This is a genomic window from Agrobacterium sp. GD03872, from assembly GCF_029840625.1.
Classification (GTDB): domain Bacteria; phylum Pseudomonadota; class Alphaproteobacteria; order Rhizobiales; family Rhizobiaceae; genus Agrobacterium; species Agrobacterium fabrum_A.
In genome coordinates, this window is the sequence record NZ_JAOCCY010000020.1 from 39,068 (window position 1) to 51,416 (window position 12,349).

14 protein-coding genes and 1 pseudogene are annotated in these 12,349 nt (G+C 61.5%); 4 read left to right on the forward strand and 11 right to left on the reverse strand.

Annotated features, from left to right (window positions below; genetic code table 11):
* Nucleotides 1-143 precede the first annotated feature (143 nt).
* From N5D22_RS24340 to N5D22_RS24390, 11 genes and pseudogenes are all read right to left on the reverse strand, one after another.
* Complete coding sequence (locus N5D22_RS24340) at nucleotides 144-899, reverse strand: SDR family oxidoreductase (RefSeq protein ID WP_024350784.1); 756 nt, start codon at nucleotides 897-899, stop codon at nucleotides 144-146.
* 38 nt (nucleotides 900-937) lie between these two features.
* The gene (locus tag N5D22_RS24345) at nucleotides 938-1,219 is read right to left on the reverse strand and encodes a DUF427 domain-containing protein (RefSeq protein ID WP_024350785.1); all 282 of its coding nucleotides are present in this window, start codon (nucleotides 1,217-1,219) and stop codon (nucleotides 938-940) included.
* 64 nt (nucleotides 1,220-1,283) lie between these two features.
* A complete protein-coding gene (gene grxC, locus N5D22_RS24350) occupies nucleotides 1,284-1,556 on the reverse strand; it encodes a glutaredoxin 3 (protein WP_024350786.1) in 273 nt (90 codons plus the stop codon).
* A gap of 50 nt (nucleotides 1,557-1,606) precedes the next feature.
* Nucleotides 1,607-1,714 (reverse strand): annotated as a pseudogene (locus N5D22_RS24355) (hypothetical protein); the annotation flags it as partial.
* Nucleotides 1,715-1,718: 4 nt separating this feature from the next.
* Nucleotides 1,719-2,078: a response regulator gene (locus tag N5D22_RS24360; RefSeq protein WP_035449975.1), complete on the reverse strand. Its 360-nt coding sequence runs from the start codon at nucleotides 2,076-2,078 to the stop codon at nucleotides 1,719-1,721.
* A gap of 16 nt (nucleotides 2,079-2,094) precedes the next feature.
* Nucleotides 2,095-3,699, reverse strand: a complete 1,605-nt coding sequence (locus N5D22_RS24365; protein WP_051375908.1) for a GAF domain-containing protein — start codon at nucleotides 3,697-3,699, stop codon at nucleotides 2,095-2,097.
* A gap of 66 nt (nucleotides 3,700-3,765) precedes the next feature.
* A complete protein-coding gene (locus tag N5D22_RS24370) occupies nucleotides 3,766-4,836 on the reverse strand; it encodes an NADP-dependent oxidoreductase (protein ID WP_024350788.1) in 1,071 nt (356 codons plus the stop codon).
* Between the two features lie 15 nt (nucleotides 4,837-4,851).
* The gene (locus N5D22_RS24375; RefSeq protein WP_024350789.1) at nucleotides 4,852-6,117 is read right to left on the reverse strand and encodes a thiolase family protein; all 1,266 of its coding nucleotides are present in this window, start codon (nucleotides 6,115-6,117) and stop codon (nucleotides 4,852-4,854) included.
* A gap of 75 nt (nucleotides 6,118-6,192) precedes the next feature.
* Entirely contained in the window at nucleotides 6,193-7,206 is a 1,014-nt protein-coding gene (locus N5D22_RS24380) for an NADP-dependent oxidoreductase (protein WP_024350790.1), read from the reverse strand.
* A gap of 72 nt (nucleotides 7,207-7,278) precedes the next feature.
* Complete coding sequence (locus N5D22_RS24385) at nucleotides 7,279-8,025, reverse strand: ferredoxin reductase (RefSeq protein WP_024350791.1); 747 nt, start codon at nucleotides 8,023-8,025, stop codon at nucleotides 7,279-7,281.
* Nucleotides 8,018-8,623 carry a sulfite oxidase-like oxidoreductase gene (locus tag N5D22_RS24390; RefSeq protein ID WP_024350792.1) on the reverse strand — a complete coding sequence of 202 codons (606 nt, stop codon included), beginning with the start codon at nucleotides 8,621-8,623 and terminating at the stop codon, nucleotides 8,018-8,020. Before N5D22_RS24390 ends, N5D22_RS24385 begins: the two co-directional genes overlap by 8 nt.
* Before the next feature lie 302 nt (nucleotides 8,624-8,925).
* Here N5D22_RS24390 and nadE point away from each other — a divergent pair, with 302 nt between their 5' ends.
* From nadE to N5D22_RS24410, 4 genes are all read left to right on the forward strand, one after another.
* Complete coding sequence (gene nadE, locus N5D22_RS24395; protein ID WP_051141593.1) at nucleotides 8,926-9,807, forward strand: ammonia-dependent NAD(+) synthetase; 882 nt, start codon at nucleotides 8,926-8,928, stop codon at nucleotides 9,805-9,807.
* Between the two features lie 234 nt (nucleotides 9,808-10,041).
* Nucleotides 10,042-10,515, forward strand: coding sequence for a redoxin domain-containing protein (locus tag N5D22_RS24400; RefSeq protein ID WP_024350794.1), 474 nt, complete (start codon nucleotides 10,042-10,044; stop codon nucleotides 10,513-10,515).
* A gap of 3 nt (nucleotides 10,516-10,518) precedes the next feature.
* Nucleotides 10,519-11,010 (forward strand): DM13 domain-containing protein, encoded by a 492-nt coding sequence (locus N5D22_RS24405; RefSeq protein WP_024350795.1) that lies wholly within the window; start codon nucleotides 10,519-10,521, stop codon nucleotides 11,008-11,010.
* An 8-nt stretch (nucleotides 11,011-11,018) separates the two neighbouring features.
* Nucleotides 11,019-12,278, forward strand: coding sequence for an MFS transporter (locus N5D22_RS24410; RefSeq protein WP_024350796.1), 1,260 nt, complete (start codon nucleotides 11,019-11,021; stop codon nucleotides 12,276-12,278).
* Nucleotides 12,279-12,349 lie beyond the last annotated feature (71 nt).

Genomic DNA, 12,349 nt, shown 5'->3' on the forward strand with positions numbered 1-12,349 from the left:
TGCGGAAGCATTATCCGCTGTGGCTTCGAGAATAATGGGCCCTGCAGGATCAGCCGATCTGCTGCCCGGAATTCAACGGAGCGCTGAGGCGCGGAAGCGATCGTCCTTCAGTTATCCGCGTGACACGCCCGTCGCGCATCGATTCAGACCAGGACGCCCCCTGACACATCTATCACCGCGCCAGCTGTGTAGCTTGCAGCGGGACTAACGAGGTAACTGACGGCGCCCGCCACTTCTTCAATCGTGGCGATCCGACGGATGGGATGCATATCGATGACGGCCTGCGGAAAATTCTCAGCGACTTCCCCGGTCATGTCGGTCGGCATGATGCCAGGTTGGACGACGTTGACGGTAATGTTGCGTGGGCCAAGATCACGTTGCACCCCGCGGGCATATCCTGCGATTGCTGCCTTGGTTCCTGCGTAGTCGGCAATTCCCGGCACGATCGCTCGGGTGCCCAGGCCGGAACCGATGAAGACAATGCGGCCACCGTCAGAGATTTTCTGCGCCGCCGCACGCGTGATCGCCACGGTCCCAAGCACATTTACCATCCACTGCCTGTCGAACGCAGCGGAATCGAGCGTCGGATCGTCGACCAATTTTCCTTGGACGGCGATTGCGGCGTTGTTGATCAAGATGTCGAGCTTGCCGAGTTCAGCTACGACCTGCTCGACCATGGGCTGGGCGGCGGACGTATCCGCTTGATCGCATCGGATCGCGAGAGCGCGAACGCCTTTGGCCCTCACCACCTCGGCGACGGACTCGGCTTTATCGGCCGAAGCAGCGTAGGTGATAGCAATATCGGCTCCCTGATCGGCGAGCGTCGCCGCCAGCACGGCGCCAAGGCCCCGAGAGCCACCCGTGATGATAGCGACTTTGCCGTCCAAAACTTTCGACATCGGCGGTTCCTTTCTGAAGTCTAATGGCGGGCTGACGGCTAAGCGACGTTGACGCCTTTCCAGAAGGCGATGTGATCCTTGATGGAGTGCGCCGCCGGAGAAGGGTCGGCGTAGGTCCAGGCGGCGTTTGCATTGCGCCGGTCGCCGACCTGGAGATGAAAGTATTGCGCCGTCCCCTTCACGGGACAGACAGACGTGTGCTCGCTCGGTGCCAGATACTGCCGGTCAACCGATTGAGGCGGGAAATAATGGTTTCCATCCACGACCATAGTCTCGTCGCTGACCGCGAGGGTGGCATCGTTCCAAACTGCTGAGACCAAACCGGACTCCTCTTTTAATTTTCAGCCACTTGCATCGACCAGTGGCCCTATCTGGCGGGACAAATCAGTTTGCCGGAGTTTGTCCGGCAAGCAGCTTGTCGAGCGAGCCATCTGCATCGAGCGCAGCGAGATCGTCGGAGCCGCCGACATGCGTCTCGTTGATGAAGATCTGCGGCACGGTGCTTCGCCCCGACGACTCGATCATCGCCTTCCGGTGTGCAGGATCGGCTTCGATATCAAGCTCGGTGAATGCCACGCCCTTCTCTTGAAGGAGCGCCTTCGCGCGGCGGCAGAACGGGCACCAACTCGTGGTGTAGATGAGAACCTCAGGCTTCATGTTGTGTCTCCAATCGTTGAGGGATGACGGGCCGGCCGGATTCGCGGGGGTCATCCGAAGGTGAAGGCAAAGGCTTGCGCCCCCGGGTAGAGAAGCTCGATTTCGAAGGTGCACTCGTGGACCTCACCGCTCTGGCGTCCGAGTTGTTTGAGGCGCTGGCCATCACGCCGCCATCTTCCGGACCGTGTCCAAAACCCGGTCTTGCCGGTATGGCTTGGCGAAGAACACAACGTCCGCTGGAACGACGGCCTCGACCGGCCAAGGCCTCCCGGACGTGATGATGATCTGGATGGTCGGCCACCGCCGGCGGATGCAAATGGCGAGCATGATGCCATCGATCCCGCCGGGCATGTTCACGTCCGTGAACACGACGCGCACATCCAGTCGTTCCTCCAAGGTCATAAGCGCGGCGGATGCATTCGGCGCCTGCAAGACTTCGAAACCTGCCTCCTCGATCATGTCCGTCGCAAACAGACGGAGAAGTGGTTCGTCTTCGACGACGAGCACCACGGGTTTCACCATTCCACCCATACTCCCATCAACCTTGAACCAGGTGACGCATGGAGGCGTGCAGATCGGCCGTTAACCCGGCGGGCTCGTAGCGAACATCGACGCCCCCGGTGCCGACCAGGCCGATGTTGATCAGCTTCGATCCAAAGCCTCGGCGAGTTGGCGGCACAACCGGAGGCCCACCCCGTTCTCGCCATTTCACGCGGAGAAGGTCGTCGTCCAGGCCGACCTCGACTTCCCACGACAGCGAGACGTGGCCATCGTCACTGGTCAGCGCGCCGTATTTGCAGGCGTTGGTCAGTAACTCGTGGACGATGAGGGAGAACGAGAGCGCCGCTCGTGGCCCCAGCGCCACCGCCGGCCCACTCATGTCGACCCGATCTGAGAACCCGATCGCGTCGATCACTGTCGCTGCGACAGCTTGTAGATCAGCTTGTGTCCAACTCTTTTGAAGCAAGGCGTCGTGCGCCGCGCTCAGAGCCATCAGCCGACGCTCGAAGGCGTAGACCGCTTCGCGATCGGTGACGCTTCGCAGCGTTTGGCTGGCGATGGCCTGAACCATGGTGAGCATGTTCTTCAGGCGGTGAGCAATTTCGCCGTTCACTATGAGTTGCTGCTGCTCGGTACGATGCCTCGCGACGCCTGCCTCAAGCCGGTCCGCCGCACTTCGCAGGAACGAGATTTCCTCTGCGGGCCAAGGTCGGGGATGCGCCGAATGAACGAAGAAGACGGCGATGGTTTTGCCACGATCTCGAACCGGCATATCGACCAACGACCGAACGCCGACCCGCATTGCGCTCTCGAGATTGTGCAGAGTGCGATCGTCGGTCAGGGCGTCCCAAACGACGAGCGGGTCGCCAACGACGAGCGGCTCGCGCAAGCTCCCATACTCGTCGAGACGGTGGCGCCCGGCAATGCTCACGGCCCCCGGCGCCGTCCAATCGGTTTCGACGTCAATCGTATCGACGTCCTCGTTGACGGATCCGAACCCGGCTCGGTCTGCGGAGAGCGCTCGGCCGACGATGGCGGCGGTCGCCGAAGCCATCCCTGCGGTATCGTGGCTGCTCCGAATGGTTTCGCCGATTTCGACCAGGGCGGTCTGCAAGGCTGTGAGGCGCTCGCTCGCCGTTGCGATCCGGCGGAGTTCGAGATTTTCGCTGGCGAGACGGGCGAGCGCCTGCAGCATCGCCTTTTCCATCTCGCTGAGCCCTTCAGGCCGCGGAACGGTATCGATGACGCACAGGCGACCTACGATCGCTCCGGATCGCAGGACGAGCGGTGCGCCAGCGTAGGCGCGAAAGTGCCGGGCGCCTGTGACGAGCGGATTGCGCTTGGTCCGCGCATCATTTGTGAGATCGACGATCTCGAGAAGATCGCCCTGATCGATCTCGATCCGACAGACCGAGTGTTCGATCTCCGTCTCGCATACCTCAAGCCCGTACTTGGCTTTGAACCATTGCCGGTCAGTATCCAGCAGGGTGATGAGCGCGATGGGAACGTCACAGGCCTTTGCGGCGACAAAAACGAGATCGTCGAAGGCTTGCTCATCCGGTGTGTCGAGCACCATGAGGTCTGCAAGCGCCCGCACCCGCTGTGCCGCCCCGAAATCGGTTCTGTCAGCGCTCAGGCTCACCGCAGTTCTCCTGGATGATGCCTCGAAGGTCGAGCGTGGCCGATCATCGGCGTTTCCCGCGTCATGTCAGTGCCCCCTCATGCGGGGCGGCCACTGCGATGACGGCACGCCCGCTTGGCCGCTCTGATCGGCGATGGGGTTACCGACGGCGAGGACGATCTTGCCCTGGATATGGCCTGCCTCTGCGCGTTCGTGAGCGGCGGCCGCTTCGGAAAGGGGGTATGTGCTGTCGACGGCGACGCGAACCGCGCCGCTGTCGAGCAAGCGAGCTAGCTGGGCCAACTGGTCGCCACTGGAACGCACCTGCGTCGCCGAAACGGTCACTCCCCGGTCGGCAGCTTCATCATGTCCGGCAAAGCCAAGGGGAAAAATCGGGAACAGCGCTCCGCCCCGACGTATGGTCCGAAGGAAGCGGCCGGAGGTCGGACCGCCGACGGCATCGACGACAAGATCGATGTCTCGCACATCGTCTTCGGGTTTGGTCTTCGTGTAGTCGATGAACTCGTCGGCACCCAGTTCGCGGAGGAACGCTTCGTGCCGGGTTGAAGCGACAGCGATGACACGCGCGCCTTCGTGCTTTGCCAACTGCAATGCCAGATGACCGACACCCCCTGCAGCGCCGTTGATCATAACGCTCTTCCCAGCCAACGGGACCGGGCTGTGGCGCTCGGACTGCAGCGGGTTCTGCTCGTTATGGCCTAGCTCGATCAGGAACTGCCAAGCGGTCAGCCCCGACATGGGAACGGCGGCTGCATGAATGTGGTCCAGGTGTCGGGGCTTGGCCGCAAGGTCGGAAGCAGGCGCGGAAACATACTCGGCGTATCCCAGGCTCTCGCCGAAGCTGGGAAAGCGGATCATTCCGAAAACTTCATCGCCCGGCGAGAACGCGGTCACATCGTCGGCGACCTTCTCGACGATCCCGGACACATCCGAGCCCGGTATGGCGGGGAATGTCACCGACGGCCGCCACTCGGGCGGCAGAGCCTTGTATCCCTCGCGGAGATACCAGTCGGGCGGGTTGAGGCCTGCCGCTTGTACACGGACGAGCACCTCTCCCGGCTTTATCACAGGTGTCAGCGCGTCCTCATAGCGAAGAACATCGGGAGCGCCGAACTCATGGAAGCGGATCGCCTTCATTTTTTTGTCCTCCGATCAGATGCGTTCGAGGAGGGCGACAGTGCCTTGACCACCATCGGCGCAGATGCTGACGATCCCTCGAGATCCGACCGGCATGGCCCACAGCTCTTTCACAGCTTGGCTGAGATCACGCGCGCCGGTCGCGCCGAAGGGATGTCCGATGGCTACCGAGCCGCCGTTCGGATTGACGCGATCCCAATCGAAGTTGCCCATCTCAGCCGAAACACGGGCCTTCTCTCGGACCCAGTTCGGATCGGTGATGGCCGCGACGTTGGCCAGCACCTGTGCCGCGAAGGCCTCGTGGATTTCCCAAAGTGCGATGTCGGCGAAGCCAAGGTGATGGCGCGCGAGAAGTCGTGGAACGGCATATGACGGCGCCATCAGCAGCCCCTCCGTGCGCAGGTCGACCGCCGAGACTTCGTAGTCGATTATCCGCGCATAGGGCGTGCCATCGGGCAGCCTCTTCAGACCCTCCTCGTTGGACACCCAACAGCCGGCCGCCCCATCCGTGATGGGGGAGCTGTTGCCGGCTGTCAGGCTACCCATTCCGCTCTCACGATCGAAGGCGGGCTTCAAACCGGATAGACGTTCGGCGGATGTGTCCGCGCGCGGGTTCGCATCGCGGGAAAGCTCCGGCAACGAGATCACGAGGTCATCGAAGAAGCCGCCGTTCCAGCCGGCGACGGCGCGCTGGTGGCTTTTTAGAGCCCAGTCATCCTGAGCCTCACGCGAGATGCGCCACGCCTTGGCGGTCTCCTCCATGTGATCGCCCATCGTCCTGCCCGTAAGGCGGTTGGCCCAGCCCTTCGTGGGGAGCACATAGTCTTGAGGGGTCAACGCCCCCAGGGCGGCAAGTGCTGCGGCCGGATCCTGCGCGAAGAGATCGGTGAGTCGTTTAGATGCCTCAGCGGTGAGAGCGAGCGATGGTCGGCTCATGACCTCAGACCCGCCGACCAGTATCAGGTTGAGCCCGCCGCCGAGCATCCCGGCTGCGGCGAAGCTCGCGGTCATGCTGGTCGAGCACGCTAGGACTACGGAGAATGCTGGAACGTTGGGGTTGAGCTTCGCGTCCAGCCAGATTTCGCGAGCGATATTGCTCCAGCCCAGGTTCGGGATGACGGTTCCCCAGATCGTCAGATCGGGCTCCGCAAGCTTCGCCATTTCTTGGACGACTGGCACTGACAATGAGGCCGCGTCATAATTTGCCAGCGCTCCTCCGCCACGGCCGAATGGTGTCCGCAAGCCTGCGGCTATGAAAACTGGTTCAGCGAAGCGGCTCACGGTGATCTCCCAAAGCAAAAGATTCTAATTAGACGAGGTGGCGTGGTGCGGTCCGCTGACGGCAGGCGCCGCCCGTCAGGGCGTCTCCCCATCCCTGAGGTCGATAACCATCTTTCCGATGTTTTTTCCGGCGAAGAGATCGAGGAACGCCGACGGGGTTCTCTCGAGGCCGTGAACAACCGTCTCCTGCCATTTGACCTTCCCATCGGCGATCCACCGGGTGACGTCGCGCTGGAAATCCTCCCAAACCGACATGTTGTGGATGGTGACGAAGCCTTGCAGCAGGAGGCTCTTCTCAATAACCGCATAGATATTGCGGGGACCGACCGGCTCGCTGTTGTATTGCTCGATCATTCCGCACAGAGCGAAGCGTGCGAAGTCATTGGCCGCCTCAAGCGCCGCTTCCAGGTGCGTGCCACCGACGTTGTCGAAATAGATGTCGACACCCTTAGGCGCAGCTTCGCGAAGTGCTGCGACCATGTCGTCCGTATTCTTGTAGTTTATCGTGGCATCAGCGCCTGCTTCCTCGCGCAGCCAACGCAATTTGTCCTCGCCGCCCGCGGACGCAACGACTCGGCATTCCTTGATCTTTGCGATTTGGACAGCGAGCGATCCGACAGAACCCGCTGCTGCTGACACGAACACAGTTTCGCCAGCTCGCGGCTTTCCGATCTGGAGCATGCCGATGTAGGCGGCGAAGCCTGGGAAACCGAGCGGGCCCAGATACGCCTGCTCTGGAATCGTCGTATCGATCCTAGTAGCGGATGCGGCGTCGATGATCGCGCGGTCGCGCCAGCCGGCAAAGTGGCTCACGACCTCGCCAGGGCTGAACCGTTCATCCTTGCTTTCGACTATGACGCCGATCGCGGCGCCATCCAGAGGCTCGCCAACTTGGAAGGGCGGCATATAGCTTTCTCGACCGGTCATGCGGCCGCGCATGTAAGGGTCAACGGAGAGCCACCGGTTGGCGACGAGCAGTTGTCCTCGCTCTGGCGCGGGGAGATCCTGCTCGACGAGTTCGAAGTTGTTGGCCTGCGGTAGCCCTTCGGGACGACTTTTAAGGTGAAATTGACGGGCCATGATGGTCATGGGCGAAGCCTTTCCCGGACAGAGCTTGAGCTGGGCGCTCCCGCGTGATGGGATGCGATCATCTGGCCGCCCCTACCCACCGTAGCGCTCGGTCTTGATGATCGAGACGCCCAGCCCTGCCGACAATGCGCCGTCCGTCGCGATGTTGACGAAACCGTTCGACCCGCAAACGAACACGTGGCCCGGGTCGCGACCGAGACGTGCGATTGTCGCCTGGACCATCCCATCGTCGATCCGTCGGCCATAGTCCGAGGCGCGCTTTGGCGCTTCTCGCGTAATCGCGAGCGTCAAGATGAACGTGGGATCGCTCATCTCGATTGAGTGGAGTTCGCTGGAGAAGAGCACGTCCTCAGCGGTTCGCGCCGACAAGAGCAGAGCGACTGGAACGGCCTGTGCCGATGCCCGACGCTGCCGGATCATCGCCATCAGCGGCACCACGCCTGAACCTGCGCCGATCAGCAGCACCGGCTTGTCGGTAGGCTCGGGCCAAAGAAAGTGGCCTCCAAGCGGTCCCCTGAGTTCGATCTCGTCGCCGGCTGCGGCGACGTCGTGGAAGAATGGCGAAACTTCGCCATTCGGCAGGCGCTCGATGGCGAGTTCCAGGATCGGTGAAGAGCCCGCCGACGATGCGATCGAATAACTGCGCATCGCCTGATAGCCGTCTGGGGCGGTCAGCCGGACGTCGACGTGCTGGCCTGCTGTATGGACGAATGGTTCCTGCAATCGCAGGAAAAAGCTCTTGATACTCGGTGTCTGTTGGACGATTTCGTCGATCACGCCTGACTGCCACGACGCGGGTTGCGCATCGAACTCAGTCATGGGTGTACCGTTGCTCGCGCCACGGATCACCGTAGATGTGATAACCGCGCAACTCCCAGAACCCGGCCTCGTCGCGAGTGGTGAACTGCAGCGCATTCACCCACTTGGCGGACTTCCAGAAGTAGAGATGCGGAACAAGAAGGCGCGCCGGTCCGCCATGGTCGCGGGGAAGCGGCTGGCCCGCGTAGCTCAGCGCGACCATAGCTTTGCCGGACAACATGTCCGCGAGCGGAACATTCGTCGAATAGCCATCGTAGCAGTGCGCGAGAACGAAGTCTGTTGGCTGTTTAACTTCAGCGTCAGCGAGGATGTCCTCGATCAGCACGCCTTCCCACTTCGTGTCGAGCTTGGACCAGGACGTGACGCAGTGAATGTCTTTGGTCACTTTGGTCTTTGGAAGGGCGTTGAATTCACTCCAACTCCAGACCTTCACGGGTCTCGGACCGATCTTGACCGTGAACTTCCAGTCGGACGTCTCGATACGAGGCGTTGGCCCAGCGGTAAGAACGGGAAAGTTCTCCACGAGATGTTGACCTGGCGGAATACGGCCCTCGTGGTCGCCGCCTGAACCGCGGCCGGTGAAACCTCTGGTGACCATGCCGAACCCCCTTGCTCGTCACGACAGACCGACCGACTTCATCTCAGGCTAATGCGTAGATGACCCTCGCAAAGGAAAGATATCGAGCGGATCGCAAAGCTGATGTTCAGACAACCGGGTGTTAAATCAGTAGAGACACGCAATTCATCACTATGACTCGCGATAATCCCGCCTCGACTATAGCTTTATATCAGACTGCTTTCCCAATGCCCTGTCGCTATAGTTTCGATAGCTTTGAATCGGTGTTGCGTGAGCGTTATGGCTCGTGGGACAGAGAAGCTTCGCGAGGTGAGGTCGCCAGCATGCGACTGCGGCGTGCCCAGGAGGTCGTCATTCCCATCCAAGACGAGATTATCGCAGCGCTCGGCGTTTCGGCGTCGTTCGATGCCCGACGCGAGGCGGCAGAACGCGCCGCCTTCCTCCGCGACTATCTGAGGTCGTCGGGGCAGCGAGCGTATGTGCTTGGAATCAGCGGCGGCGTCGATTCCCTGACGGCGGGCCTAATCGCGCAATCGGCCGTGAAGGATCTGCGTCAGATCGGGTACGAATGCGAGTTTGTAGCGGTGCGGCTGCCCTATGGCGAACAGATGGACGAGCGCGATGCTCAGCTTGCCTTGTCAGCCATCAGGCCCGACCGCGTTGCGGTGATCAATATAAAGCCCGCGACCGACGCGCTGTGGAGCGAGATGACAGGCTCCAATTACGAGTCCGCCGACCCCGGCCTGCGCAGTACGGTGCTCGGGAACATCAAGGCACGCCAACGGATGGTCGCCCAGTTTGCTCTCGCGGGGACCCTGGGCGGCCTTGTGATTGGCACGGACCATGCAGCCGAAGCGGTGATGGGTTTCTTCACAAAGTTCGGCGATGGCGCGGCCGATGTTCTCCCTCTCGCCGGTCTCAATAAGCGGCGCGTTCGCGCGATCGCGTCTCATCTGGGCGCCCCGGCGGAACTGATCAGTAAGGTTCCCACGGCAGATTTGGATGACGCGATGCCGTTACACCCCGACGAAGACGCCTACGGCGTGACCTATGATGAGATAGACGATTACCTCGAAGGAAGGGGTGTGGCCCAGGCGGCGGTCGAGACGATCCAAAGAGCGTACCGAGCCACCGCGCATAAGCGCGCGCTGCCTGTGGCCTCCAACGTGCAGCTTCTGGCGCCGCAAGGGTCGAACGGACGCTAAATTTGCTCCCGCCTAGGACATAGAAACTATGTCACGCCGCTATTGGAAAAGACCGGCGTTGGAATTCATAGTCATCCACGTAAACTCGTGGCCTCGTCGGGTATAGTCGAGACAAGATTTTGGTCTTATCGACTATTTGACGCTCGGGCCGTGGGGCGGTGAAGTATAGCAGTTCCCCTGCGCTCGCGAGTTTTCGCTGCACGTCGGGCACATGCTTCGTGTTCGGAGAGAGGGATGAGCGCGGCCGATCGTCAAGCGCCAGAGCTTCGCATTCATCGGTGGATCGCCGTGGATGGAAGCGACCTCCAGACGCCGATCAAGCTATCGGATCTTGGCGTAGGGCCGAAGATCCTTTTCGCGTTTCAGCACTGGTGCAGGGGCTGCCATCTGCATGGGTTTCCCACACTGCAGAAATTGCATGGTGCGCTGGAGTCCAGAGGCGTCGGATTCGCAGTGATCCAGACGGTCTTCGAAGGAGCGCACGAAAATACATTCGACAAGTTGCGCATCAATCAGGTGGAGTACCGTCTCCCCGTCGCCTTCGGGCACGACGAACCGCCGCCTGGTGCTGCGTTTCCAACGTTCATGGAGGATTACCGGACACGGGGAACGCCGTGGTTCACGGTCATCAATGCCGACGGTCGCATCGTCTTTTCGGATTTCCACCTGGACGCGGATCGTTTGGTGGCAAATTTGGAGAGCTCGTGAAACATGCCACGGTGGCTTATTCTAGCCTGCACCCACTTCGTCGTTGGCATCACAGGCTTTGCTGCCGGCATCTACACGCTGCCTATCCTCACCGCGCCGGCGTCGCCCACTGAAGCTGCGTTGAGGAGTTCGACGCCTGAGGCGCTCTATTCGGGAAAGCTTTCTCGTGATCTAGCCGGCAGCGACCTGCTGCACTGGGGTGAAGGCGAAGTGCAGATCCTGCCTCACCGGATCGCACACATCGGCCGTCTCTCTCCCGGGCCGGACTACAAGCTTTATCTCGCCCCGCACTTCGTCGAGACCGAGGAAGCGTTCCTCGCGATCAAGGACGCGTCGGCCCGGGTCGGCGATGTGAGGACGTTCAACGGCTTCATTATGGAGGTGCCCGCCGACATCGACGTTCGCGACTACAGCGCCGTTGTCATCTGGTGCGAAGCCTTTGATCAGTTCATCAGTTCTGCGGCGTATCAGCCTCCGCGCCAGGCTCGGAAATGAGTCAGGCGATGAACAGCGTGAAGGCGGCCTGCGCGCGGGGGCTCGTTTTGGCGCCGGTCGCAGCGCTATTGTTGAGCGTCGCCACGTTGCTCTTGGGCAATGGTCTACTGGGTACGCTCCTGATCGTGAGGGCTGGGGAGGAAGGCTTTTCAGCTCAAACGATCAGCGCGATGATGTCCCTATACTTTGCGGGCTTCACCATTGGCGCTCTCACGCTGCCCAAGATGATCGTGTCCGTGGGCCATGTGAGGACTTTCGCTGGCTTCGCCGCGATGGCTTCAATGACGGCTCTTCTTCATGTCGCATTCGTGGAGGCAAACGTATGGATGCCGCTTCGCCTTGTGACCGGCTTCGCCTATGCAGGCATGATCCTAGCGACTGAGAGTTGGCTCAACGCGCACGCGATTCAATCCACGCGCGGTCAGCTTTTGTCGATCTTCGGCGTTGTTTCGATGGGTTCATGGGCCCTTGGTCAAGCGCTGCTCAACATCGCGCCGCCTACAGACGTGACGCTATTCCTGTTCGTCTCGCTGCTGATATCTGCGGCCGTCGTCCCCGTCACGCTACTGCCCAGTCATCCCCCGGCCGAGGTTCAACAGGAGCCCGTCGCCTTTCGCGATCTCGTTGCAATTTCGCCCCTTCCGTCGGTCGGCGTTTTCCTAGCCGGCCTGGCCATCGGCGGCTTCTGGGGACTAGGCCCCAATTTTGCGCAGAGGATTGGCCTCGATGTGGGCGGCATTTCTGCGTTCATGGCTGCGGTCCTTGGTGGAACGCTCGTGCTGCAGTGGCCATTGGGATGGCTATCGGACCGCGTGTCGCGGACACTCGTCATTGCCGGCGCCGCCCTGGCTTCCGCGGCGGCTGCGATCGGCGTAGCGCTGGCTGCGGAGGCGCCTCTGCCTGTGCTACTTGCGGCGGGCGCGCTGTTCGGCGGCTTCGGTATTCCCATCTATTCGCTATGCCTTGCCGTTGCGAATGACGACCTTCCTGCGGGTCGGCTGCTGGGGACCGCTCGCGGACTTCTCCTACTCAACGGGATCGGAACCGCCGCCGGGCCGCTCATCGGAGGCCTGGTGATGGACCTCCTCGGCCCTGGCGGCCTGTTCCTCTACGCAGCGGCACTGCTGACTGCCCTGGCGGTCTTGGCCGGTGTCCGCAGGCACTCAGACCGCTCGGTCAAGACGAGAGCAACACGCTGCCCGAGCACGGCGATGATCACCGGGTCGCTCGACGCGATGATACGAACCCCGGCGGATCAGCGCCGCTGAGACGCCTATGCCGACGACCGAAGGATTGCCAGTCGGCTGTTAGAGGAGCCTGGCTGAGAACAAGGCGGAAC